This window comes from Saccharopolyspora tripterygii, from assembly GCF_054778355.1.
The window spans coordinates 442,605-465,554 of record NZ_BAAGZP010000008.1 but is presented as its reverse complement, the minus strand read 5'-3'; the positions used below and the strand labels follow the sequence as shown (position 1 = coordinate 465,554).

The window sequence follows — 22,950 nt, the reverse complement described above, 5'->3', positions numbered from 1 at the left end:
GCCGACCCCCTTTCGGCGGATCCCCAAGTCTGGCACCGGGCGAGGGTTCTAGGAAGGGCCCTCAGCCTCTGTTAGATCGTCTGAGCAGCCAATACGTCGGAAGGAGGACCGCCCACAGGATGGCCAGCGCGCTGAAGACGGGCAGCAGCGAGATCAGTGCGGTGCGGCCCTCGGCACGCACCAGGTCGGGGTTGCGGGAGTCGTACTCGACCCGCACCAGCTGCCCCACCTGAAGGTCCGTCGGGTAGAGGACCCCGTTCGGCGGGATGTAGACGCGCCCGTCCTCGGTGTTGAAGCGCACCACGGTCCGGGTCAGCGAGGTGTCCACGACCTCCGCGACCGCCTGACCTCGCGATTCGGTGATGGTGACGTCGTTGATGAAGCAGGCGCCGATGATCGACAAGCCCATGACCGTGAGCAACGCACCGGTGATGAGCACGCCGCGCGCCACCCGGCAGCGAACCCGCCCAGGCGAGGGCTCCGACGCCGCCCGGTCACCGTCCGTGTCTGAGCCGGTCACCGAGTCGGCCGCGTCCTGGGTCACCGCGTCGCCTGCCACGGTGACCGATTGTAGGGGCCAGGGGTCGTGGCCAGGGCCACGCGGCCGCTCAGCCCACCGGAATCCGCAGTCCGAATACGCTCCAAGCGTGGCGATTACTTCCAGGCGGCTGACGGCGCGCACCCGCAGGCTCGACCCAGCCGACCCACGGCACGACCGACCGCTGCTGGAGCTGCTGCCGGGCGGCGAGTCGCTGAGCTGGGTCCGGGAGGGCGAGGGCCTGGTCGGGCGGGGCTGCGCCGCGCGGCTGGACACGTCCGGCACGGCGCGCTTCACCGACGCCGACGCCTGGTGGCGGCAGTTGTGCGGGCACATCGACGTCGACGACGAGGTGGGGCTGCCCGGCTGCGGCCCGGTCGCCTTCACCAGCCTCGCCTTCGCCGACCAGCCGGGGGACTCGGTGCTGGTGCTCCCCGAGGTCGTGGTCGGCGAGCACGACGGGGTCCGCTGGATCACCACGATCGGCGACGCCCCGGAGCCCGCGATCGAGCCGGTCCGCCAGCCCGGAACGGTCTCCTACAGCGATGGCCGTCTGTCCTCGACGGGCTACCGGCAGGCGGTGACCGCTGCGGTCGACCGGATGCGCGACTCCGGCGGGGACCTGCTCAAGGTCGTCCTCGCGCACGACCTGGTCGCCAACACCTCCGAACCGCTCGACGAGCGGTTCCTGCTGCACAACCTGGCCGCGCGCTACTCGAGCTGCTGGACCTTCGCGGTGGACGGCCTGGTCGGCGCCACCCCCGAACTGCTGCTGGAACGGCGCGGCTACGAGGTCCGCTCGCGGGTGCTGGCGGGAACGGCATGGCCGCATCCCGGCCGCACGGACGACGAGATCGCCGCCGAACTGCTGGCGTCGGCCAAGAACCGCAGCGAGCACCAGTACGCCTCGGAGTCCCTGGCGGAACGGCTGCGACCCTTCTGCAGCGAACTGTCGGTCCCCGACTCGCCGTCGGTCCTGAGGCTGCGCAACGTGCTGCACCTGGCCACCGACGTCGAGGGGAAGCTGGCCGACACCCCGGACGGCCCGGGGCTGCTGAACGTCGTGGAGGCCGTGCACCCCACGGCCGCGGTCGGTGGCACGCCCACGGCCGACGCGGTCCAGCTGATCGCCGAGCTGGAGGGCATGGACCGGGGCCGCTACGCGGGTCCGGTCGGCTGGATCGACGGTGCCGGCAACGGCGAGTTCGGGATCGCCCTGCGCTGCGGCCAGATCGAACAGCAGAGCACCGCCGGCGCTGGGTCCGGCGGTGCTCGCGGTGGCAGGGTCCGGTTGTTCGCCGGAGGCGGGATCGTTCCCGACTCCGACCCTGATCAGGAAGTTGCCGAGGCCGAGGCGAAACTCCTCCCGGTGCGGGAAGCGCTGGAAGGAGTTCGCTGACTCAGTGGTCGTGCAGCAGTTCGTGCGCGCGATCGATCTCGGCGACCGCGGCGGGTTCGGGCACGTTCTCCCGGGCGGCGCTGGCGGTCACTCCGGTCGCCGGGCTCACGGTCGGCTTGCCCTTGGTGAACAGCCAGGCGTTGAACAGCTCGTCGAGCTGCTTGCCCGACTTCTGCTCCGCCAGCTCGATGAACTGCTCGACGGTGCCGGTCGAGTACCGGTGCTCGGTGACCCAGGTGCGGGTGATGTCGAGCATCGCCTCGTCACCGACGACGTTGCGCAGCGCGTGCAGCGCCATCGCGCCCCGGTCGTAGACCGCGGTGTGGAAGACGTCCTCGGCGCCGGGGTCTCCCGGCGGGACCTGCCAGAACGGGTCGTCGGCCGGGTAGGAGTTGTAGTAGTGGTCGAACAGCTCCTGCGTGGTCCCGGTGCCCTGGGCCTCCGACCACAGCCACTCCGCGTAGGACGCGAAGCCCTCGTTGACCCAGATGTTGCGCCAGGTGTCCACCGACACCGAGTCGCCGAACCACTGGTGGGCGTTCTCGTGCACGACCACCGAGACGTTCGCCGCGCGCTGGAAGAACAGGTGGCTGTAGGTCGGGCGGGTCTGGTTCTCCAGGGCGAAGCCCAGTCCCTCCGACGGGACGACGCCGCCCTGCGCGCTGAACGGGTACTCGCCGAACAGCTGGCTCAGGAAGTCAAGGACCTCCGGGGTGCGCTCGATGCTGGCCTTCGCCGGTCCGGCCAGCGGGCCGAGCTTGTCGGAGTAGGCGGTGACGAACGGCTGGCCGAACGCGCCGGTCTTGCTGCTGATCTCGTACTGGCCGATGGCCATGAACGCCAGGTAGGTGGCGGTCGGTTCGCTGTTGCGCCAGTTCCAGGTGGTCCACCCGGCCAGGCTGCTGTTGCGGGTGTTCACGCCGTTGGAGAGGGCCTCGGTCCCGTCGGGAACGGAGATGGCGACGTCGTAGGTGGCCTTGTCCCTCGGGTGGTCGTTGCCGGGGAACCACCAGGCGGAGATCTCGGGCTGGCCGACCGCGAGCGCTCCGTCGGAGGTGCGCACCCACGGGTTGACGGGGCCGACGTCGGCGGCCGAGGGAGTGCCCTCGTACTCCACGACGAAGGTCGCCATCTCGCCCTGCGGCAGGGTCGCCGACGGGGTCACGGTGAGCTCCAAGCCGTTCTGGCTGAACTGCGCCGGCGCGCCGTTGACCCGCACCGACTTCGCGGTGAGCGCGAAGTCCAGGTTGAAGGCGGTCAGGTCCTGCGTCGCGTTCGCGACGATCGTCGCGGTGCCCTGCAGGTGATCGTCCGCGGGCTGGTAGCGAAGCTGCAGGTCGTAGTGCGAGACGTCGTAACCGCCGTTGCCGTACCCGGGGAAGTAGTCGTCACCGGCTCCGGGCGCCCCCGGCCCTTCGGCACCCGCGAGCGCCGGTGCGGCGAACACCGCGCTCGCGCAGCAGGCCGCGATCACCGCGCGCAGGCCCTGTCGTCGAATCACCCTGCCACCTCCTCGAGGAACTGGTTCCGATCAGGAGACTAGGCAACCACGTTCACACTCGGTGCGCTTTTCGCGCCGAGTTTTTCCCATCGTCACGCGGAAAAACGCGAATGCACACCAATGGGGCAACGGGTGATGCGTCTGCGGTGATGCGACCACAGTGGCCGGTCGACCCCGGCCACGACCTGCCGTGCAAACCGATCCGTCACGCCCGCGAAACGCGAACCGAGCTTCACGCAAGGGTTTTCACGTCGTCCGGTGGTGGATCAGCCGAGCAGCGCGGAGCGGACCGCCGCGTGCAACCGCTGGTGGACCGCGCGCAGCTCGTCCCTGCTCGCCCGCACCTCGACCACGCGCAGACCGGGCGCGGGCCGCAGCGCTTCGCGCAGTTCGGAGTGACCCGGCACCTGGACGTGCTCGACGCCGTGCGCCGCGCACAACTGCCCCAGGTCGGTGCCGTGCGGCGTCCCGAAGACGCGGTCGAAGGAGTCGCTGTGCTCGGGACCGCCCTGTTCGAGCAGGCTGAAGATGCCTCCGCCGTCGTCGTTGAACACCACGATCGTCAGGTCCGGCCGTTGCTCGTAGGGGCCGAGCATCAGGCCGTTGCTGTCGTGTAGGAACGTCAGATCGCCCAGCAGCGCGTAGGCCGGGCCGCTGTGCCCGGCGGCCGCGCCGATGGCGGTCGAGATCGTCCCGTCGATGCCGGCGGCCCCGCGGTTGCGGTGCACCAGCACCTCGGGCCGCTGCCGCGCGGCGAGCGCGACGTCCCGGCTCGGATTGGACGATCCGAGCACGAGCAAGGAGTTCTCCGGCAGCGCGCCGACCAGTTCGCGCGCCACGGCAGGACCGTTCGGCCACCGCTCCAGGTCGAGGGCGGCGTGCAGCGCGGCAGAGGCCTTCTGGTCGGCCTGCTGCCACGCCGTGAGCCACTGCGGGTCCACGGCGCTGTCGGGTCCGACACCGAACCCCTCTGCGACCTCCCGGACGTTGTGCGCGGGCGCGGGCCAGTCGACGCCGCCGTGCGCCAGCAGCACCTCCACGCCGGTGTCGGCCAGCAGCTGCTGGACTTGGCGGAAGACCGTCGGCCGTCCCACGCACAGCACCTGCTCGGGGCGGTGCTCGCGGAGGAACTCCGGCAGGTTGAGCAGCCACATTCCCGTCGTGATGGCGGCCGGACCGGACACACCGACGCCGCCGACCTCCGACAGCACCGGCCAGCCGCAGCGCTCGCCCCAGGCGCTGGCCGCCTCGGAACCCCAGTCACCCACGAGCACCAGGCCACGACCGGACCGCAAGCGCGAGAGGGAGCTCGGCACCGCACCGCGGTCGGCGACCTCGGTCCACGGCTGATCGTCCGGACGCCCGTCCAGCGACTCGAACCACTCGGTGTCGCCATCGGGCACCAACGGCTCGCGGAAGGGCACGTTGAGGTGCACCGGCCCGCCGCGCATCCCGCAGTCGGCGGCGGCCCAGAACCGGCACACCTGGCTGCGCCAGTAGGCGTTCTGGCCCGCCCGCGCCTCGGCGACGCCGAGCTCGTCGAACAGCCGCACCTCGCTGCCGTACAGCCGGTGCTGGTCGATGGTCTGGTTCGCACCCGCCGCGCGCAGCTCCGGTGGCCGGTCGGCCGTGATGACCAGCAGCGGAACGCCCGCGTGGTACGCCTCGCTGACCGCCGGGTGCAGGTTGCTCGCGGCGGTGCCGGAGGTGCAGAACACCGGAACCGGCCGACCCGTGCGGGCCGCGATGCCCAGCGCCAGGAACCCGGCGCTGCGCTCGTCGATCCGAACGTGCAGCCGCAAACGCGCAGCGTGCGCGGCTCGGTGCAGAGCGTAAGCGAGAGGTGCGTTGCGCGACCCCGGGGCGAGCACCGCGTGCCGCACCCCGTTTCGGACGAGCTCGTCGACGATGACCTCAGCCTGGGCTGTGGACGGGTTCAACCGATCACCTCTGAAATCGCCTGGCGGACAACGGCGAAGGATCCGCGGTCTCCCACGCCGACGTCCACGCAAGCACCGGACGGTCACGGGGAGGACCCCGCGCCGAGCACTTGCTACCCCTATTGTCCCAGGTGTGCAGAATCCCGTTGTGTCTGAGCTGTTTGACCCGAAGTCGTGGGAGCCGGTCGAGGGCTTCGACTTCACCGACATCACCTATCACCGCTGCGTCGAGGACGGCCCCGGCAAGGGCACGGTGCGCATCGCCTTCGATCGCCCCGAGGTCCGCAACGCCTTCCGGCCGCACACCGTCGACGAGCTCTACCGCGCCCTGGACCACGCGCGGATGAGCAGCGACGTCGGATGCGTGCTGATCACCGGTAACGGCCCTTCCGCCAAGGACGGCGGCTGGGCCTTCTGCTCCGGTGGCGACCAGCGCATCCGGGGCCGTTCCGGGTACCAGTACGCCGGGGGCGAGACCGCCGAGACGGTCGACCCGGCGCGTGCCGGCCGACTGCACATCCTGGAAGTGCAGCGCCTGATCCGCTTCATGCCCAAGGTCGTCATCGCGGTGGTCCCAGGCTGGGCCGCCGGTGGCGGGCACAGCCTGCACGTGGTGTGCGATCTCACCCTCGCGAGCGCAGAGCACGCCATGTTCAAGCAGACCGACGCCGACGTGGGCAGCTTCGACGGCGGCTTCGGGTCGGCGTACCTCGCGCGCCAGGTGGGGCAGAAGTTCGCTCGCGAGATCTTCTTCCTCGGGCGCCCCTACACCGCCGAGCAGGCTCACCAGATGGGCGCGGTCAACGAGGTCGTCCCGCACGCCGAGCTGGAGGCCACCGCGCTGCAGTGGTCCAGGGAGATCAACGGCAAGTCCCCGACGGCGCAGCGCATGCTCAAGTACGCGTTCAACGCCATCGACGACGGGCTCGTCGGTCAGCAGCTCTTCGCCGGTGAAACCACCCGGCTCGCCTACATGACCGATGAAGCCGTCGAGGGCAGGGACGCGTTCCTGGAGAAGCGGACTCCCGACTGGGACTCCTTCCCCTGGTACTACTGAGACCTCCCACTCGTCTTCAGGCAGGACGCCGGACAGGAACAGCCCGGCAGGGCGCTCCTCGTCCGGCGTCCCCCGCTCGGGGTCGGCCGGGCCGGCGTCAGGTCCGACTCCCGACCTGCCGTCCGGCGACCACGAAGACCACTGCCGCGACGCCGGGGACGGCTCGGATGACCGGGGCGCTCCGGCGAAGACCGGGACGACCATCACGAAAACGAGGAACATCGCCTTCTCCTTCCGCTCGTACCCAGAACATCGACCGCGCCATTCGAACACTTGATCGCTCGAACAGGTGAGCTAGTGCCGAAGGTCTCCGACGCCCGGCGACGCCGGGGCGCGCGGCGACGCCGAGAATGGGTGCCATGCCGAACGCCCGGGAGCTGCAGCCGCTGGAAGTGCCCTCGGGCGCCGGAGCTCTGGAGGTGCTGCCCGCGCTGCGCCGCGCGCTGGAGGGCGAAGGCCCCGCGCTGCTGCCGGTCGCGGCCGACGCCCCCGACGAGGCGCAAGCACTGATCACCGCGCTCTGCGGGCCGCTGGGCCCAGGAGAGGACGCCGAGCACGACCCGACGGCCCTGGTCATCGCCACCTCGGGCTCGACCGGGGCCCCCAAGGGCGTGCTGCTGCCCGCGAGCTCGCTGCGCGGGTCGGCGGAGTCCACCCACCGCAGGCTCGGCGGGCCCGGCAACTGGTTGCTGGCGATGCCCGCCCACCACGTCGCCGGGATCCAGGTCCTGGTCCGCGCGCTGCTGGCGGGAACCGCCCCGCACGCCGTCGACACCTCCGGCGGGTTCCGGCCGGACGTCTTCGCCGCCGCTGCGCGCGAGCTGCCGTCCTCCGGCCTGCCGCGCTACACAGCCCTGGTGCCCACCCAGCTCTCCCGCCTGATCAACGACGGCGGTGAGGGGCTGGCGGCGCTGCGCGAGTTCGACGCGGTGCTGCTCGGCGGCGCCGCGACCCCACCCGCCCTGCTGGCCCGCGCCCGGGACTGCGGCGTGCGGGTGACCACCACCTACGGCATGAGCGAGACCGCCGGTGGCTGCGTGTACGACGGGGTGCCGCTGGACGTCGCGGAGGTCGACGTCGACGGCGAGCTCGGACCGATCCGCCTCGCCGGACCCATGCTGGCCAGGGGGTACCGCAACCAGCCGGAGGCGCCCGCGTTCGCAGGCGGCTGGTTCCGCACCGGCGATCTGGGCCGGTTCGCCGACAATCGGCTGGAAGTCCTCGGACGGGCCGACGACGTGATCATCACCGGTGGGGAGAAGGTCGCGCCGCTGCCGGTCGAGCGGGTGCTGACCGAGCAGCCGGGCGTGCACGAGGCCTGCGTGCTGGGCCTCCCCGACCCCGAGTGGGGGCAGGCCGTGGTGGCCGCCGTCGTCGCCGACCCCACCGCGCGACCCGACGAGGACGCACTCCGGGAGGCGGTGCGCGGACGGCTGGGCGCCGCGGCCGCCCCGAAGCGGATCGCGCTGGTGGACGAGCTCCCGCTGCGCGGCCCGGGCAAACCGGATCGGCGGGCGCTGGCCGAGCAGCTGACCTGCTAGCCGAGGGGCTTGCCGGGTGAGCGAAGATGTTGCTCATGGCGACTGTCGCGCAATGGATCGAAGGTGCCCGTCTGCGGACCTTCCCGAATGCGATCACACCGGTGCTGGCCGGCTCCGGCGCTGCCGCGGGCATGGACGGGTTCGACCCGGTGATCGCGCTGCTGGCGCTGGCCGTCTCGCTGAGCCTGATCATCGGCGTGAACTTCGCCAACGACTACTCGGACGGCATCCGCGGCACCGATGACTCCCGCGTGGGCCCGTTCCGCCTGGTCGGATCGCGTTCTGCCGCACCGGGCGCGGTGCGCAACGCCGCCTTCGCGTGCTTCGGGATCGCCGCGCTCGCTGGACTCGGCGTGGTCGCGCTGAGCGGCCAGTGGTGGATGCTCGCGATCGGCGCGCTGTGCATCGCGGGCGCCTGGTTCTACACCGGCGGCAGCAAGCCCTACGGCTACGCGGGCTTCGGCGAGATCGCGGTGTTCCTGTTCTTCGGCCTGATCGCCGTGCTGGGCACGATGTTCGTGCAGGCGGGGCAGATCTCCGGGTTCGGCATCGGAGCCGCCGTGGGAGTGGGCGCGCTGTCGTGCGCGGTGCTGGTGGCCAACAACCTCCGCGACATCCCGTCCGACGAGGTCACGGGCAAGCGAACCCTGGCGGTCATGCTCGGCGACCGCGACACCCGCACCCTCTACACGGCGCTGGCCCTGGTCCCGTTCGTCATCACGGTCCTGATCGGCCTGCGCAACTCCTGGGTGCTGCTGGGCTTCCTGGCCCTGCCGCTGCTGCTGATCCCGCTGCGCGCCGTGGTCCGGGGAGCCACCGGCCGGTACCTGATCCCCGCCGTCCGGGACACAGGATTCGCCATGCTCGCCTGGGGCACCATCACCGGTCTCGCCCTGGCCTTCGGCTGAGAGGGGTGTCCCGCGAGCGGCGAACCGCTCGCGGGACACCGCTCGATCACGCGTGGGTCTTGCGCCTCCCGACGCCGAACACGCTGACCGCGAGGAACGGCGCGACGGCGACGATGACGGTGCCGAACTGCGCGATGCGGTTCTTGGTGGCCAGCTCGTAGACGGTCACCTGCGAGCCGGTGCGGATCCGGACCGACGTCGTGCAGGTCATGTCCGCCGAACCGGAGAACCAGGGCGTGATGCGGTTGACCCGGTACCGGCTCTCGTTGCGGTAGCTGGTCACGTCGCGCGCCTCACCGCGGGCGGGCACGACGTGGCAGACGGCCGTCTTCTTCTTGTCCGAGCTGACGATCATCATCGGCTTGCCGTCCCACTGGTAGACCGGGCCGGAAGAACCCGATGCGGTGGAAGACTTGGCCAGCGAAGTGCCGCTGAACAGGGCGAACCCGAGCAGCACGGCGGCGATCAGGCCGATCAGCACGGCCCACCCGATGGTGATGCCGAGTAACGTCTTGTGGTTCATCGTCGTTCAGTCCACCCCTCACCGCAGGAACGAATCCGGCGGTTCGTCGTCGTAATCAGCCCCGGCCGACCGGTTCGGATCGTTGTTGATGACGGTCGCCGGATCGTAGCCCGCGTCGAGCATGTCCTTCGCCTGCTGCATGTTCTGCACGCTCGCGGAGAACGCCGACCGCACCGACTCGTCGCGGAACGCGCTCCCGTCCGCCACGTCCTGCCAGCTGAACTCACCCTCGTCGACGCGGCGCTGGAACGCGACGATCTCCGGCGGTGCGTTGCCGTTGCGGATCTGCTGCTCGATCTCCTCGATCCGCTCGTCGGTGAGCTTCACCTCGGGCAACTCGGATGAGAACCGGGTCGCCTTCGCCAGCGCCTCCTCGGCCTGGGTCATCCGCTCGTCGACCATCTCCTCGGCCGCGCGGATCTCCGGTGTCTTGCCGTCTGCGCTCATCGCAGGTCCCCCGATCAAATGCTGCCGGACGACAGCGTCTGGAAGCCGCCCGAGCCCGTTCCGGATCCGCCCGAGGTCGCGGAACGCACTCCCTGGGCGGAGTTGCGCACGCCCGTCGCGGCACCGCGCGCGCCGGTGGCCGCCTCGGACACGGCGGTGACGTCGTCCTTGGCCTGGATGCCGACGTTGACCACGTCGCCGAGGCTGTTCGCGTCCTTGATCTGCGCGAGATTGGTGCCCGCGCCCTTGATGGCGTCGACCAGCTGCACCACCGACTCGTACATCTGCTGCAGCGCCTCGAAGAGCTCCAGCACGGCGATCACGATCTCGACGCACTTCTCGACGTTGCGCACGACGTTCGCCCAGCCGGCCACCGGGATCCAGCCGGTGGCGGCCGTCTCGATGAGCCGGTCGACGAGCTTCTTGATCAGCTCGAGCGCCTTGTCGGTCATCTTGCGCGACATCTCGGCGGCCTTGGTGAAGCCCTTGCCGACGAGCTGCGCCAGCATCGCATCGCCTTCGAGGGCGACGGTCCAGGTGCTCACCAGCAGCGCTTCGAACGCGATCGCGCCGTCGCCGTCCCAGCTCTCCCGCAGATCGCTGATGCCCTGGTTGAGGTTCTTGCGCACCGCGCGCAGGGCTTCACCGATCTGGTTCCACGCCTCGGCGTTGGTCTCGATCTTCGAGAAGTCACCCGTGATCGGCGAGATCAGCTGCTCGATCAGGTTCTCGCCGGTGACCTGCTCGTAGACCCAGTTGACGGTCTGGACCTGCCAGCCCGCGTCCTCGATGGCCTGCTGCAGCGAGTCCTGGTTGCTCTGGCTCGGATCCGCTTCGAGGAGGGCGATCGGGTCCTCGGCGTCTTCGTAGGAAGCCATGTCCGTCCCTCCCCTCAGACCTTGATCTCGTCGAGGTCGGACTGGATCTTCTGGAACATCGCCGCGATCTTGCGCTCGGTCTCCTCGTAGTCCGAGACCGTTTCGGCGAGGTCTTCCTTGACCTTCATCAGCGCGGAATTCGCCAGGTCCAGCGTTTCGCCGTAGAGCGCGGTGACCACCTCCACGACGGGGACGAGCACCACCATGAGGCCGGTGAATCCGCTGGTGTCCGACGCGGTGCTCTCCGCCCATTCGCCAATTTTCCGGAAATGTCCGGCATTCCGGTCGAGGAGTTCACCGAATCCGTTCAGCTCCTCCGGAATCGCGCGCAGGTTCTCCGCCATCACATCCCCCATCTCTGCACCGCTCAGGGATCGCACTGGCACCACCTGGCCTGATGAAACCGGCAGGTGCTGGCGCGATGACCTCCCCGGCTGTGCCGCCAGAAGGAATCGCGGCTTGGGAATCGCCCCCCGATGCGATCTTTCCGATCGCCAGAATTCGAACTGATCGGGTTGATCAGCGCGGAAGGTTCGGGGGCAACGTTACGAGTTCGAGATCAACTGCTTCAGCGCACCACGGCGGCCATCGCGTACTGGGCGATGTCCGAGGCGGTGGTGCACTGGTCGGCGTCGGTCTCGCCGGTGATCACCGAGATCTGCAGCGTGGCGTCGGCGACGGGGGCGTAGACGGTGCACCCCCCGGTCCGCATCACCTCGGTTCCGCGGACCGCTCCGATCTCGACCTCGTCGGTCCCGAGATCGGCGAAACCGGCGGGCTGGGCGCCGACGAGGACTTCCCGGTTCCCGTTGCGGGCGTGGAACCCGCACCCGCGCACCGGGGGCTCGATCCCCACTTCCCGGGGCACGCCGGGCTCGACGTCGAAGGCCATCACCGCGATCTCCTCGGGCCGGATCAGCCCGCACAGCTCTTCCGCAGGCAGCGCCCCGAGCATCCGCCGCTGCTCCGGCGGGACATCGCGCGTGATCGACGGGGCCGTGCTGGTCTCGGTGGAATCCCCGGACGTGCTGGGCTGCGCCGAGGGCGGCCCCGGCACGACCTCCTGCACCGCGGTGCAGGAGGTGAGTCCCGCGCTCGCGAGCACCACGCCGACCAGCAAGCGCTTGGCGACCACCAGATCATCCTCCGGGCGAATGCGTCGATGAGTGTTTTCGAGAAGCAGGGCGGTGCGAGCTCAGCTCGCCTGGAACTCGCCGGTGGCGTGGAAGTGCTCCAGCACCTTGAGCGGAGCGTCGAGGTCCATGCCCTGCTCGCCGACCCAGCCGTCGTCGAAGTAGGTGTGGGTGTAGCGCTCGCCGCCGTCGCAGAGCAGCGTGACGATGCTGCCCGTGCGCCCCTCGGCGAGCATCTGGGAGACCAGCTCGAACACGCCCCACAGGTTGGTCCCGGTGGAACCGCCGACGCGGCGACCGAGGACCTGCTCGGTGCAGCGGATGGTGGCGATCGAGGCGGCGTCCGGGACCTTGATCATCCGGTCGATGGCCTCCCCGATGAAGGACGGCTCCACGCGCGGCCTGCCGATGCCCTCGATGAGCGAGCCCGAATCGCTGGTCAGCGAGGGGTCGTGATCCCGCCAGGCTTCGAAGAAGACCGAGCGCTGCGGGTCGACCACGGCCAGCCGGGTGCCGAGCCTGCGATAGCGCAGGTAGCGGCCGATGGTGGCGCTGGTCCCGCCGGTTCCGGCGCCGACGACGATCCACGCCGGTTCCGGGTGCGGTTCGAGCGCGAGCTGCTCGAAGATCGACTCGGCGATGTTGTTGTTGCCGCGCCAGTCGGTGGCCCGCTCGGCGTTGGTGAACTGGTCCATGAAGTGACCGCCGAGCTCCGAAGCCAGCCGACGGGACTCGGTGTAGATCGCGCCGGGCTCGTCGACGAAGTGGCAGCGACCTCCCTGCCACTCGATGAGCGCGACCTTCTCGCCGCTGGTGGATCGGGGCATGACCGCGATGAAGGGCAGTCCCAGCAGCCGGGCGAAGTACGCCTCGGAGACCGCGGTCGATCCGGAGGACGCCTCGATCACGGGTGTGTTCTCAGTCACCCAGCCGTTGCAGATGGCGTAGAGGAACAGCGAACGGGCCAACCGGTGCTTGAGCGAACCGGTCGGATGTGTTGACTCGTCCTTGAGGTAGAGGTCGATCCCCCACTCCGCGGGCAGGGGATACCGCAGCAGGTGGGTGTCGGCGCTGCGGTTGGCGTCGGCCTCGATGATCCGGACGGCCTCGCTGGTCCAGGCTCGCGTTCGCTCGCAGGAGCGATCGATGTCGCTGGTCATTCGGCGTCCGCCGGGGCTTCGCCGCGCAGTTGCGCGCGCAGCCGCTCGCGGCGTTCGCGGCGGTCACGGGTGCGCTCGGCCATGCCGAGCGCGACGCGGCGCCGCAGGCGTCCGAAGACCAGCAGCGACAGCGGCATGACCACGACGACGGACACGGCGAGCGCGACCAGCACCGGCACCTGGGCCAGCATCAGCAGCACCGCGACGACCGCGACCAGGCCGAACCGGGCAACGGTGTAGAGCGTGACGTCGAGAGCAAGATTGGGCTTGACCTCGGACGTCTCACCGGTCGCCTGCTGCGTTCCCGCTTCCGGGGCGGCGAGGGCCGGGGCTTCGGACTCGCCGGTTCTCGTCTCCTGCTGTTCCTGCACGTCATCCAGGGTAGAGCACCCCGCGCACCGGACGGACCGGCGGCCGCGTCCCCCGAGGTCACGCGCCCGAAGCGCCGTTTTCGTCCCTTACCTTCCCTTTACCTAAACCCAAACGTTCGAGTACCTGCCCCTCCAGGTGCCACGATGCGACCGGAATGCCCGAATACCAGTTATCGCAAAAGTGGAGGTCACCTGTGACCGCGTCGACTCAGCAGCCTCGCCAGAACGGTCAGGAGCAGCTCCTCACCCCGGGTGAGGTCGCGGCGCTCTTCCGGGTCGACCCCAAGACCGTGACCCGATGGGCGACCGCCGGGCGGATCGGCTCGATCCGCACCCCCGGTGGCCACCGTCGCTTCCGCGAGTCTGAGGTCCGCACCCTGCTGGCCGAGCTGACCAGCGACGTGAACCGCACCGCCTGACCACAGGTCCGGCAGCGGCGAACGTCGGCGAAGCGGCGCGGTGGTCAAGCTGCGGCACCCGAGATCACTTGTCAGACCCCTCGTGACGAGTGCTCTCCAGGACCGCGGCACGCGCCGGAGAAGCAGTCGCAACAGCCGTGAATCACTGCCGAAGTCGAAGATCGCCTGGGCGGCCGGCCGATGACGACCGCCGCCCCTGGTGACGCCTCGCGCTCCTGCGAGGCGTCACCAGGGGCCCGCTCGTAATCGGACACCTCCGGACAAAGACACCAGCCGCTCTGATTGGCTACTGTCGTAAGCAGAACGGTTTGGAGGTGGCCCACGATGATCTACGCCCTCGCCGCCATCGGCGCGCTCACCATCGCTGTGCTGATGTGGAAGGCGTTCGGCCCGCAGCCAGCCGCAACGCGCCCCCGCCAAACCCCGCTGGCCCCGGACGACGACCCGGACTTCCTCCGCAAGATCGCGGAACAGCAGCGCAAGAACCACGACTCCGCAGAAGAAGACTGAGACGCGACAAGGCCGAGAAAAGCCCGAACGGCTCGCTCACTCCAAGCCCGTCAGGCAACCGGCATCGCTGCGGGCTCCTGCTGGGGGGACAAGACCGAAGTTTTCATGAAAACTTCCCCACGACCCACTCATGCAACCGAGATCAACCCTGCTGCTGGCGGCCTGGGGCGTGGGGGAAGTCGTCGGCGACCATCGCCGCCAACTCCAGCAACGCCATCCGGGTCGGGGCGGCCAGCTGGTCGAGCTCCACTTCCGCGCCCTCTTCGAGGTGCGGGTCGAACGGAATCCGCGACACGGCGCGGCAGCGCGACGCGAAGTGGGCGCCGAGCTTGTCGACGTCGACCTTGCCGGAGGCGGGCCGGACGGAGTTGATCACCGCGACGGAGCGCGAGACGAGGCCGCCGTAGCCGTGGGCGTCGAGCCAGTCGAGGGTGGCCGAGGCGCTGCGGGCGCCGTCGATGGAACTGGAGGAGACGATCACGAGCGAGTCGGCGACGTCGAGGACGCCCTTCATCGCGGAGTGCATGAGTCCGGTGCCGCAGTCTGTGAGCACGACGTTGTAGAAGTGCTCGAGCAAGGTCACGGTGCGCCGGTAGTCGTCTTCGCTGAACGCTTCGGACACGGCGGGGTCCTGCTCGCTGGCGAGGATTTCGAGCCGGCTGGGGCCTTGCGAGGTGTAGGAGCGGACGTCGCTGTAGCGGCGGATGCGGTGGGCGTCGCGCAGCAGGTGCCGAACGGTGGCGGTGGTCTCCAGCGGGATCTTCTGGCTGAGCGTGCCGCGGTCCGGGTTGGCGTCGACGGCGATGACGCGGTCACCGCGCAGCGAGGCGAAGGTGGCGCCGAGCGTGGCGGTCGCGGTGGTCTTGCCGACGCCGCCCTTGAGGCTGAGCATCGCGATCTTGTAGCAGCCCTGCAGCGGCTGGTTGATGCGGGTGATCAGCTCGCGACGTCGCTGGTCGGTGGGGCCTTCACCGAAGTTGACCTTCTTGCCGCTGGCCAGGTAGACGGCTTTGCGCCAGCCGGACTGGGGCGCGCGCTTGGTCTGCCGCAGCAGCTGCGCGGAGGACAGGTCGGTGTTCGGGGGCTGACCCTGCTGCTGGAACGCCGCCTGCTGCGGTCCGGGCTGCTGCGGTCCGGGCTGCGGGGGGCCTTGCTGCTGGTTCGGCGGCTGCTGCGGGTAGGGCTGGCCGGTCGGGTACGGCCCGGAGGGCCCGCCGGCGACGGGCGCGTAGGGGCTGACCGGTGCCGGACCGGACCCGCCGTCGGCCACCTGGTGGGGTCCCGAGACCTGGTGCGGTCCCGAGACCTGGTGGGGCCCGGACGGGTTCCCGGGGTGTCCGGGCCACTGCTGCTGCGGGTGCGGTCCGGACTGGGACGGGTCGGGGTACACCGGCGCTCCGCTCGAGTTCGAGTAGTACGGCTGCGGGGTGTCCGCGACCGGGAAGGGGCCGGACGCGTCGGGCTGCGACGGGTCCACGTACGACGGTTCCGGGTGCTCCGGAACCGGTTTGGGCTGCTGAGGCCGCGTTTCCGGCTCGGTGTAGGAGCCGTTCCCGCCCTTGTTCCCGGTCTCGGTGCTCGCCGGGCCGTCGGCCTGCGGCGACACGGCACCGACATCTCGCCGCGTCTCGGGCTCCTCGTACTGTCCCGTCACCGTTGCCGTCCCTCCACGTTCGAGTCGAGCTGTGCCGCGCTTCCCGCGAAGCAACCTAAACCCACCAATACCCCCTAGTCACCATAGGTGGCTGGTAGGCGCCGCGGGTTTCTCACCGACACCAAACGCGATTCACGCCACGGCAGCGAGCCGAACGCGCCGCAGCGCTCCGGCGAACGCCGGATCGAGTTGCTCACAGACCGGCGTAGGAGTGCAAGCCCGAGACGACGAGGTTGACGAAGAACAGGTTGAAGATCATCACGGCGAGGCCGAGGACGTTGATCCAGGCCGAGCGCACGCCGCGCCAGCCCGCGGTCGCCCGGGCGTGCAGGTAGGCGGCGTAGACGATCCAGGCGATGAAAGCGCAGGTCTCCTTGGGGTCCCAACCCCAGAACCGGCCCCACGCGGCCTCGGCCCAGATGGCGCCGGCGACGATCGCGAACGTCCACACCGGGAAGATGATCACGGTGGCGCGGTAGGCCATCCGGTCCAGCGCCTGGCTGGTGGGCAGGCGCGAACCGAACTTGGACATCTTCAGCGGGTTGTTCTCGTACCGGCTGCGCAGCAGGTAGAGGACGCTGGCGGTACCGGCGAACAGCAGCGCGCCGCTGGAGACGATCGCGGCGGCGACGTGGATGACGATCCAGTACGACTGCAGCGCCGGCTGCAGCGGCGCGGCCTGCGCGTAGAGCACTGTCCCGGACAGGAACAGCAGCAGCACGACCGGCAGCATCAGGAAGCCGCCGAGGCCGCGCAGCTGGGCCGGGGTGGCCTCGCGCCGGGAGTTGCGCAGCTGCCGGAACAGCACGATCAGCCAGGCCACCACCGCGGCGAGGCAGATCGCCGAGCCGAACTCGTACATGTTGCCCCACGGCACGCGGTTGGTGGACAGACCGCGGGTCAGCAGGGATCCGAAGTGCACGAGCGCGCCGAGCACGGTCATCGACACGGCCATGCCGCCGAGCTTCTCGGCGAGCGGCCGCTTGGGCTTGGCCGGGACGTGGCCGACGACGTCCTTGGAGTCCGCTGTCGTCACCGTCGAGGAGTTCCCCGTACCCACCACGGCGGCTTCGCGCGCGGGGGCGCCGGTGGCGACCCGGCCGAGGGCGAACTCGCCGAAGTACAGCAGCATCGCGGCGATGTAGATCACCACCGATGTGGCGTAGGCCATGTCGCTGTAGTTCGACAGCGTCTCGTTGACCGGCATCAGCTCTTCCTTTCGCGCGCGGTCCCTGCGTCCGCGCGGGGCTGGGGCGAGTGGTCGATATCCGCGCCGAGCAGGTCGTCGGCGATCCGGGCGAACTCCTCGCCGTATCCCGCCTGGTCGGTGCGGGCGAGCCCGCCGACCTCGACAACGGTACGCGCGGCGGCGGTTTCACCGGGTCCAGGGTGCGGGGCGGCCCGCACCCAGATGCGCCGGCGCTTGACGATGAGCGAGGTGCCGAGCCCGAAGATGATGAGCACCGCGAAGGCCAGCACGGAGGTCTGGAACGGGTCGTGCGAGACCTGCAGGTTCGCCCAGCGCTCCACGCCGTCGAAGCGGACGGTGGTGCCGTCGTCGAGGCGGACCTCCTGGCCGACGCGGACGTTCTCGCGAGCGACCCGCTTGAGCCTGCCCTGCTCGACCATCGACTGGTCCACGCCGAAGATCGACTGCCCGCGTCCGGAGTCCAGCCCCAGGTCGCCGCGCATCACGTCGATGGCCGCGGTCGGGTCCAGCAGGTCGGGGTACCCGGAGCTGAGGATCTTGCCGTCGTAGGACGCGGTCGGCGCGAACAGGCCGGTGATGGCGATCTGGCTCTGCCTGCGCTGCACCTCGTCGGTGACGCCGGGCTGGTCGAACTTGGTGGCGCCTTGCGAGAGCATCGTCTGCGGCGACATCGGCTGCCACTGCACGAGGCTGGTGCGCTTCTGGCCGTCGGGCCAGGTGACGGTGAACTGGGGCGCGTAGCCGTTGCCCGTCAGGTACACCCGGTCGCCCGCGGTGCGCAGCGGGTGGTTGACCTGCAGCACGTAGGGCTTCCAGGCGTTGTTCTCCAGGTCCTCGTCGGACTGGTACTGCATGCCGACGTGGTAGCTGGCGACCTGGCCGTTGGGCTGGTACTTGATGTCGAAGTCGTCGACCTTGACGCAGAACGGGGACAGCTGGGTGCCGTCGACCGACAGTCCCGCGCGGAACGAGTCGTAGTTGTAAGTGCCGGAGTTGCAGAACTCCGAGCCGTCGGCGACCACGATGACCTGACCCTCGTAGCCGTAGAGCTTGCCGCCGGCGAGACCGATGAGCAGACCGACGAGCGCGAAGTGGAACACGAGGTTGCCGACCTCGCGGAGGAATCCGCGCTCGGCGCTGATCGACCGGGCGCCGTCGGCTTCTTCGTGCTCGACCATCCGCCAGCCGCGCAACCGCTTCTTCGCCGCGGAGATCGCCTCGTCGACCGAGGTGTCCGGCAGCGTCTTCTCGGCGTGGTGCGGCAGGCGGCCGAGGTTGCGCGGGGTGCGGACCGGCTTGCTGCGCCACTGCTTGTAGTACTCCCAGCAGCGCGGCAGCAGGCAGCCGATGAGCGAGATGAACAGCAGCACGTAGATGGAGGCGAACCAGACGGAGCTGAACACCTCGAACATGCCGATCTTGTCCAGGAGCGGAGCGAGCTCCGGGTACTCCTGGAAGTACTTGTCCACTTCGGTCTGGTTCAGCGAGCGCTGCGGGATGAGCGCGCCGGGCAGCGCGGCCATGGCGAGCAGGAACAGCAGCACCAGGGCGGTGCGCATGGAGGTCAGCCCGCGCCAGGTGTTGCGCAGGAAGGCGAGTGCGGTCGTGAGGTGCTCGCGCATCAGATCGGCGTCTCGAATCCGGCGATCGGGCCACGAAGCATCGAGATCAACTCTCCCCACAGACCAGTGACGAGCAGCAGGCCCACCACCACCAGCAGCACTCCACCCGCGATCTGGATCGCGCGTCCGCGTCGCCGCAGCCAGCCGGCGCTGCGCACGGCCCAGCGGGCGCCGAGCGCCAGCACCACGAACGGAACGCCGAGGCCCACGCAGTAGGCGAGCACCAGCAGGATTCCGCGCAGCGCGGTCCCGGTGTCCACATCGGTGCCCGCGGCGACCGAGATGACGCCGACCAGGGTCGGTCCCAGGCAGGGGGTCCAGCCCAAGCCGAACACCGCGCCGAGCAGCGGCGCGCCCCACACCCCGGCGCGGGGCACGCGGTGCACCCGGACGTCGCGCTGCAGGGCCGGGACCAGGCCGAGGAACACCAGGCCCATCGCGACGGTGACGACTCCGCCGATGCGCTGCAGCAGCAGCTCGTTGGTGAGCAGGGCGTCGGAGACGCCGAGCAGCAGCAGCGCGCCGGCCGCGAACACGACGCTGAAACCGGCCACGAACAGCAGCGCGGCACCAGCGACCCGCCAGCGACCGCGCCGGTTCTCCTCGGTTTCAGCCTCGTCGACGGGCGGCGCGTCGGCTCCCACCACTCCGGCGAGGTAGGCCAGGTAGCCGGGCACGAGCGGCACGACGCAGGGCGAGGCGAAGCTGATCGCCCCCGCGAGAGCCGCGATGGCCGCCGCGAACAGCAGCGGTCCGGACGCGGCGAGCTCGGTGGGGTTCACGCTTCGAGGGTAGGAAAGCCGACCTCGCCCTCACGCACCGGGCCGGGTGAACAGCCCCACAAACCCCCAGGTGAACGCGATGCCCAGGCACGAACCCCGCAACACGAGGACCAAGGTCCCCCAAAATCCAGGACCAACGCCCCACTCCCCAGAGGCGAGCATCACACCCGAGAGGGTCACCCGGGTGACGGTCAAATACTTAAGAAATTGAGTCCCCCTGGGCCTAGGCGGGTTCGGAGGCGATCTTCTGGACTTCGGGGAGGAGTTCGCTCTCCAGCATCTCCGTCAGGAAGACCGCCGCGACCCGGTGCTGGCGGTCGAGCACGATGGTGGCCGGCACGGTGCTGCGGGGGAACTGGCGCAGCGAGAGCAGCGTGCGGCCCGCCGGGTCGAAGATCGAGGGGTAGTTGAGTCCGCGGTCGCGGTGGAAGTCGGCTGCGGCGCTCTGGGTGTCGCGCACGTCGATGCCGAGCACCTGCACGCCTTGCGGGCCGAGCTTGTCCTGCACGGCCTGCAGGTCGTCGGCTTCGGAGCGGCAGGGGCCGCACCAGGAGCCCCAGATGTTGAGCACCACGACCTGGCCCGGGAAGTCCTGGATCCCCAGCTGCTTGCCGGGGGTGAGCAGGTCGTCGCCGGAGAGCTTGCTGATCCGGCCGCGTTCGGCGGCCGGGTAGAAGATGCGGGTCTGCCCGCCGGGCGAGACGAAGGTGAACTCGCCACCGGCCTTGGGGTCGTCGCCTTGGGTGGCGCAGCCACCGACCATCGCCAGCACGGCCGTGATCAGGCCGAGCCGCACCAGAAGCTTCTTCATGCGCCCGTCACTCTCGGATCGGTGCCACCTGCGGGTTCGACGTAGGCCACCCGCACGAGTTGTTCGCCGCGGAACACCAGCGTCGTCAGGGACGCCAGCGAGCACTGCCTGCGCCTGGGGTCGTGCCACATGGGTTTGCCTTCGACGTAGCGGCGAAGCGTCCAGATCGGCAGCTGGTGCGAGACGCACACGGCTTCTCGCCCGGCGACGGCGGCCCGCGCGCGGTGGGCGGCGCCGAGCATCCGGTGCGCGATCTCCAGGTAGGGCTCGCCCCAAGAGGGTTCGAAGGGGTTCCACAGCTTGGGCCAGTGGCGGGGCGAGCGCAGGGCACCGTCGCCGACGGAGACCTTCAGCCCTTCGAAGCGGTTGTCGGCTTCGATGAGGCGCTCGTCGGTGGCCACGTCGGTCTGGAACATCGCGCCGAGCGGGCGGGCGGTCTCCTGCGCGCGTTGCAGCGGTGAGGAGATCACCCGGGCGACGTCGTGCCCGGAGAGGAATTCGGCGACGAGCTTGGCCTGCCGGTCGCCGTTGTCGGAGAGCCGGTAACCGGGGAGCCGTCCGTAGAGGATGCCTTCCGGGTTGTGCACTTCGCCGTGGCGGAGGAAGTGCACGAGGGTCTTCTCGCCTCGCGGTTCGCTCATTTCGCCGCCTCCGGTGCGGTCGCCGCCGCTGCGGCGCGCGCGGCGTGCGGCAGGGCGTCGGCGATCTGCTCGAACGTCGCGTCATCCATGGCGGCGTTGACGAACCAGCTCTCGAAGGCGCTCGGCGGCGGGTAGATGCCGCGGGCGAGCAGTTCGTGGAAGAACGCCGGGAAGCGCCAGGTCTGCTGGGCGCGGGCCTGCTCGTAGTCGTGCACGGGTGTTTCGCTGAAGAAGATGCTGAGCATGTTGCCCGCGGACGCGATCTGGTGGACGACGCCTTCGGCGTTGAGCGCGGATCCGATCAGGTCGCGCAGCCGGTCGGCGTTGCGGTCGAGCGCCGCGTAGACGGAGGCGTCGGCGGCGCGGAGGTTGGCGAGACCTGCGGCGACGGCGATCGGGTTCCCGGCCAGGGTGCCCGCCTGGTAGACGGGTCCGGTGGGGGCGAGACGGGACATCACGTCTGCGCGTCCGCCGAAGGCGGCGGCGGGAAGTCCGCCGGACATGACCTTGCCGAAGGTGCAGAGGTCGCCGGCGACGCCGTCGATGCCGAACCAGCCTGCCGCGGAGACGCGGAAGCCGGTCATCACCTCGTCCATGATCAGCAGCGCGTCGTGGGCGGCGGTGAGCTCCTTGAGCCCGGCGTTGAAGCCGGGGACGGGAGCGACGGTGCCCATGTTGCCCGCGGCGGCTTCGGTGATCACGCAGGCGATCTCGTCGCCGAGCTCGGCGAAGACCTGCCGCACGGCGTCGAGGTCGTTGTAGGGCAGCACGATGGTGTCGGCGGCCTGGGCCCCGGTGACGCCCGGGGAGCTCGGCAGGCCGAGGGTGGCGACGCCCGATCCGGCGCCGGCCAGCAGCGCGTCGACGTGACCGTGGTAGCAGCCTTCGAACTTGACGATCTTCTGCTTGCCGGTGAAGGCGCGGGCGAGGCGCACGGCTGTCATGGTCGCTTCGGTGCCGGAGTTGACGAGGCGAACCTGCTCAACGGGTTCGACGCGGTCGATGATCTCCTGCGCCAGGTCGATCTCACCAACGCCGGGCGTGCCGAAGGACGTGCCGTGCACGGCGGTGTCCCGCACTGCGGCGACGACGTCGGGGTGCGCGTGACCGTTGATCATCGGGCCCCACGAGGACACCAGGTCCACGTACCGGTTGCCGTCGGCGTCCCAGATGTGGGGGCCTTCGCCGCGCACCATGAACCGCGGCGTGCCGCCGACGGACTGGAAGGCGCGGACCGGGGAGTTGACGCCGCCGGGCGTCACCGCCTGCGCGCGATCGAACAGCTGCCGCGACTGCGGAGCCGGATCGTCGTGCCGGGTCGAAGCGGAGTTCGCAGAAGCTGTCACGCCACCAGTTTGACACTCCTGGCGGTGTGGCCGGGCGCACCCCGACCCGGGGTCCTCCTCGACGGGGTACCGCCGCTTCATCCGTTCGGCGAATCCTTCCCCCCGCGGGAGCGCTGCGCGGGGTGCGCAGCGGGCACGCGGTGGAGCCGGTCGTCGGCATCGGGTCAGGCCCTGCCCGCGCTTTGGCCGTTCGGAGAAGTGGTCCCGGCCCGGCTTCACGCTCGGTCAACCACCCGCTCGGATGGCGAGGACGGCCTGGCGGAGGGCGTCGATGAGCAGCAGCCCGGCGAACGTGGCGGCGACGACGGCACCGGACAGCCAGTTGCCGAAGGTGCGGGTCACGACGTCCACGGCGCCGCCCGGTCCGGGCAGGTAGATCGTCACCGTGCCCTGGTCCCAGGCCCACCAGGCGAGCAGTGCCAGCGCGACGGCGGCGACCAGTTCGAGCCCGGCCACGGCCGCGCGCCACGGCTGGTTCAGCCGGCCGCCGGCGCGCTCCGGTTCGGCGTCGCCGTCGAGCTTCGGCCCGCTGGCGGGCCACGGTTCGGCAGTCGTCACG

Annotated in this window: 24 protein-coding genes; 6 read left to right on the top strand and 18 right to left on the bottom strand. The window is 70.2% G+C overall.

Going from position 1 to position 22,950, the window contains the following annotated elements; translation table 11 throughout:
- Positions 1 to 61: 61 nt before the first annotated feature.
- Entirely contained in the window at positions 62 to 559 is a 498-nt protein-coding gene (locus tag ACYVF3_RS07705) for a DUF3592 domain-containing protein (RefSeq protein WP_461153490.1), read from the bottom strand.
- 88 nt (positions 560 to 647) lie between these two features.
- On the opposite strand from ACYVF3_RS07705, the gene ACYVF3_RS07700 reads away from it, so the two are divergent.
- The gene (locus ACYVF3_RS07700) at positions 648 to 1,937 is read left to right on the top strand and encodes an isochorismate synthase (RefSeq protein WP_461153489.1); all 1,290 of its coding nucleotides are present in this window, start codon (positions 648 to 650) and stop codon (positions 1,935 to 1,937) included.
- Between the two features lies 1 nt (position 1,938).
- On the opposite strand, the gene ACYVF3_RS07695 is transcribed toward ACYVF3_RS07700, so the two are convergent.
- Positions 1,939 to 3,438: a M1 family metallopeptidase gene (locus tag ACYVF3_RS07695; RefSeq protein ID WP_461153488.1), complete on the bottom strand. Its 1,500-nt coding sequence runs from the start codon at positions 3,436 to 3,438 to the stop codon at positions 1,939 to 1,941.
- A gap of 266 nt (positions 3,439 to 3,704) precedes the next feature.
- Positions 3,705 to 5,378 carry a 2-succinyl-5-enolpyruvyl-6-hydroxy-3-cyclohexene-1-carboxylic-acid synthase gene (gene menD, locus ACYVF3_RS07690; RefSeq protein WP_461153487.1) on the bottom strand — a complete coding sequence of 558 codons (1,674 nt, stop codon included), beginning with the start codon at positions 5,376 to 5,378 and terminating at the stop codon, positions 3,705 to 3,707.
- A 133-nt stretch (positions 5,379 to 5,511) separates the two neighbouring features.
- Here menD and ACYVF3_RS07685 point away from each other — a divergent pair, with 133 nt between their 5' ends.
- The 3 genes from ACYVF3_RS07685 (at position 5,512) to ACYVF3_RS07675 (ending at position 8,884) form a co-directional block, all read left to right on the top strand.
- A complete protein-coding gene (locus ACYVF3_RS07685) occupies positions 5,512 to 6,435 on the top strand; it encodes a 1,4-dihydroxy-2-naphthoyl-CoA synthase (protein ID WP_461153486.1) in 924 nt (307 codons plus the stop codon).
- Positions 6,436 to 6,794: 359 nt separating this feature from the next.
- Positions 6,795 to 7,976, top strand: coding sequence for an o-succinylbenzoate--CoA ligase (gene menE, locus ACYVF3_RS07680; RefSeq protein WP_461153485.1), 1,182 nt, complete (start codon positions 6,795 to 6,797; stop codon positions 7,974 to 7,976).
- Positions 7,977 to 8,011: 35 nt separating this feature from the next.
- Positions 8,012 to 8,884, top strand: coding sequence for a 1,4-dihydroxy-2-naphthoate polyprenyltransferase (locus ACYVF3_RS07675; RefSeq protein WP_461153484.1), 873 nt, complete (start codon positions 8,012 to 8,014; stop codon positions 8,882 to 8,884).
- Positions 8,885 to 8,930: 46 nt separating this feature from the next.
- Here ACYVF3_RS07675 and ACYVF3_RS07670 read toward each other — a convergent pair whose 3' ends face one another.
- The 7 genes from ACYVF3_RS07670 to ACYVF3_RS07640 form a co-directional block, all read right to left on the bottom strand.
- On the bottom strand, positions 8,931 to 9,407 hold the full coding sequence (locus ACYVF3_RS07670; RefSeq protein WP_461153483.1) for a hypothetical protein: 477 nt from the start codon (positions 9,405 to 9,407) through the stop codon (positions 8,931 to 8,933).
- An 18-nt stretch (positions 9,408 to 9,425) separates the two neighbouring features.
- Positions 9,426 to 9,854, bottom strand: a complete 429-nt coding sequence (locus ACYVF3_RS07665) for a hypothetical protein (protein ID WP_461153482.1) — start codon at positions 9,852 to 9,854, stop codon at positions 9,426 to 9,428.
- Between the two features lie 14 nt (positions 9,855 to 9,868).
- Positions 9,869 to 10,732: a WXG100 family type VII secretion target gene (locus ACYVF3_RS07660; protein ID WP_461153481.1), complete on the bottom strand. Its 864-nt coding sequence runs from the start codon at positions 10,730 to 10,732 to the stop codon at positions 9,869 to 9,871.
- Between the two features lie 14 nt (positions 10,733 to 10,746).
- The gene (locus ACYVF3_RS07655) at positions 10,747 to 11,088 is read right to left on the bottom strand and encodes a hypothetical protein (RefSeq protein WP_461153480.1); all 342 of its coding nucleotides are present in this window, start codon (positions 11,086 to 11,088) and stop codon (positions 10,747 to 10,749) included.
- A gap of 212 nt (positions 11,089 to 11,300) precedes the next feature.
- Complete coding sequence (locus ACYVF3_RS07650; protein WP_461153479.1) at positions 11,301 to 11,867, bottom strand: DUF3558 family protein; 567 nt, start codon at positions 11,865 to 11,867, stop codon at positions 11,301 to 11,303.
- A 60-nt stretch (positions 11,868 to 11,927) separates the two neighbouring features.
- Entirely contained in the window at positions 11,928 to 13,025 is a 1,098-nt protein-coding gene (gene cds1 / locus ACYVF3_RS07645) for an L-cysteine desulfhydrase Cds1 (protein ID WP_461153478.1), read from the bottom strand.
- Positions 13,022 to 13,396 (bottom strand): DUF4229 domain-containing protein, encoded by a 375-nt coding sequence (locus tag ACYVF3_RS07640; protein WP_461153477.1) that lies wholly within the window; start codon positions 13,394 to 13,396, stop codon positions 13,022 to 13,024. Before ACYVF3_RS07640 ends, cds1 begins: the two co-directional genes overlap by 4 nt.
- A 194-nt stretch (positions 13,397 to 13,590) precedes the next feature.
- On the opposite strand from ACYVF3_RS07640, the gene ACYVF3_RS07635 reads away from it, so the two are divergent.
- Positions 13,591 to 13,815 carry a BldC family transcriptional regulator gene (locus ACYVF3_RS07635; RefSeq protein ID WP_461153476.1) on the top strand — a complete coding sequence of 75 codons (225 nt, stop codon included), beginning with the start codon at positions 13,591 to 13,593 and terminating at the stop codon, positions 13,813 to 13,815.
- A 324-nt stretch (positions 13,816 to 14,139) separates the two neighbouring features.
- Positions 14,140 to 14,325, top strand: coding sequence for a hypothetical protein (locus tag ACYVF3_RS07630; RefSeq protein WP_461153475.1), 186 nt, complete (start codon positions 14,140 to 14,142; stop codon positions 14,323 to 14,325).
- Positions 14,326 to 14,467: 142 nt separating this feature from the next.
- On the opposite strand, the gene ACYVF3_RS07625 is transcribed toward ACYVF3_RS07630, so the two are convergent.
- From ACYVF3_RS07625 to ACYVF3_RS07590, 8 genes are all read right to left on the bottom strand, one after another.
- Positions 14,468 to 15,979: a MinD/ParA family ATP-binding protein gene (locus tag ACYVF3_RS07625; protein WP_461153474.1), complete on the bottom strand. Its 1,512-nt coding sequence runs from the start codon at positions 15,977 to 15,979 to the stop codon at positions 14,468 to 14,470.
- 193 nt (positions 15,980 to 16,172) lie between these two features.
- Complete coding sequence (gene ccsB / locus ACYVF3_RS07620; RefSeq protein ID WP_461153473.1) at positions 16,173 to 17,186, bottom strand: c-type cytochrome biogenesis protein CcsB; 1,014 nt, start codon at positions 17,184 to 17,186, stop codon at positions 16,173 to 16,175.
- The gene (gene resB / locus ACYVF3_RS07615) at positions 17,186 to 18,811 is read right to left on the bottom strand and encodes a cytochrome c biogenesis protein ResB (RefSeq protein WP_461153472.1); all 1,626 of its coding nucleotides are present in this window, start codon (positions 18,809 to 18,811) and stop codon (positions 17,186 to 17,188) included. Before resB ends, ccsB begins: the two co-directional genes overlap by 1 nt.
- On the bottom strand, positions 18,811 to 19,593 hold the full coding sequence (locus ACYVF3_RS07610) for a cytochrome c biogenesis CcdA family protein (protein WP_461153471.1): 783 nt from the start codon (positions 19,591 to 19,593) through the stop codon (positions 18,811 to 18,813). Before ACYVF3_RS07610 ends, resB begins: the two co-directional genes overlap by 1 nt.
- 223 nt (positions 19,594 to 19,816) lie before the next feature.
- The gene (locus ACYVF3_RS07605) at positions 19,817 to 20,404 is read right to left on the bottom strand and encodes a TlpA family protein disulfide reductase (RefSeq protein ID WP_461153470.1); all 588 of its coding nucleotides are present in this window, start codon (positions 20,402 to 20,404) and stop codon (positions 19,817 to 19,819) included.
- Entirely contained in the window at positions 20,401 to 21,045 is a 645-nt protein-coding gene (locus tag ACYVF3_RS07600) for a histidine phosphatase family protein (RefSeq protein ID WP_461153469.1), read from the bottom strand. The genes ACYVF3_RS07605 and ACYVF3_RS07600 overlap by 4 nt, the downstream gene beginning before the upstream one ends.
- Positions 21,042 to 22,391 (bottom strand): glutamate-1-semialdehyde 2,1-aminomutase, encoded by a 1,350-nt coding sequence (gene hemL, locus ACYVF3_RS07595; RefSeq protein ID WP_461153468.1) that lies wholly within the window; start codon positions 22,389 to 22,391, stop codon positions 21,042 to 21,044. Before hemL ends, ACYVF3_RS07600 begins: the two co-directional genes overlap by 4 nt.
- 225 nt (positions 22,392 to 22,616) lie before the next feature.
- Complete coding sequence (locus tag ACYVF3_RS07590) at positions 22,617 to 22,949, bottom strand: hypothetical protein (RefSeq protein ID WP_461153467.1); 333 nt, start codon at positions 22,947 to 22,949, stop codon at positions 22,617 to 22,619.
- Between the last annotated feature and the right edge of the window lies 1 nt (position 22,950).

Excerpts from the sequence above, each read along its gene's own strand:
- menE (WP_461153485.1), top strand. The coding sequence starts at position 6,795 with ATGCCGAACGCCCGGGAGCTGCAGCCGCTGGAAGTGCCCTCGGGCGCC.
- ACYVF3_RS07675 (WP_461153484.1), top strand. The coding sequence starts at position 8,012 with ATGGCGACTGTCGCGCAATGGATCGAAGGTGCCCGTCTGCGGACCTTC.
- ACYVF3_RS07670 (WP_461153483.1), bottom strand. The coding sequence starts at position 9,407 with ATGAACCACAAGACGTTACTCGGCATCACCATCGGGTGGGCCGTGCTG.
- ACYVF3_RS07665 (WP_461153482.1), bottom strand. The coding sequence starts at position 9,854 with ATGAGCGCAGACGGCAAGACACCGGAGATCCGCGCGGCCGAGGAGATG.
- ACYVF3_RS07660 (WP_461153481.1), bottom strand. The coding sequence starts at position 10,732 with ATGGCTTCCTACGAAGACGCCGAGGACCCGATCGCCCTCCTCGAAGCG.
- ACYVF3_RS07655 (WP_461153480.1), bottom strand. The coding sequence starts at position 11,088 with ATGGGGGATGTGATGGCGGAGAACCTGCGCGCGATTCCGGAGGAGCTG.
- cds1 (WP_461153478.1), bottom strand. The coding sequence starts at position 13,025 with ATGACCAGCGACATCGATCGCTCCTGCGAGCGAACGCGAGCCTGGACC.
- ACYVF3_RS07630 (WP_461153475.1), top strand. The coding sequence starts at position 14,140 with ATGATCTACGCCCTCGCCGCCATCGGCGCGCTCACCATCGCTGTGCTG.
- ccsB (WP_461153473.1), bottom strand. The coding sequence starts at position 17,186 with ATGCCGGTCAACGAGACGCTGTCGAACTACAGCGACATGGCCTACGCC.
- resB (WP_461153472.1), bottom strand. The coding sequence starts at position 18,811 with ATGCGCGAGCACCTCACGACCGCACTCGCCTTCCTGCGCAACACCTGG.
- ACYVF3_RS07605 (WP_461153470.1), bottom strand. The coding sequence starts at position 20,404 with ATGAAGAAGCTTCTGGTGCGGCTCGGCCTGATCACGGCCGTGCTGGCG.
- ACYVF3_RS07600 (WP_461153469.1), bottom strand. The coding sequence starts at position 21,045 with ATGAGCGAACCGCGAGGCGAGAAGACCCTCGTGCACTTCCTCCGCCAC.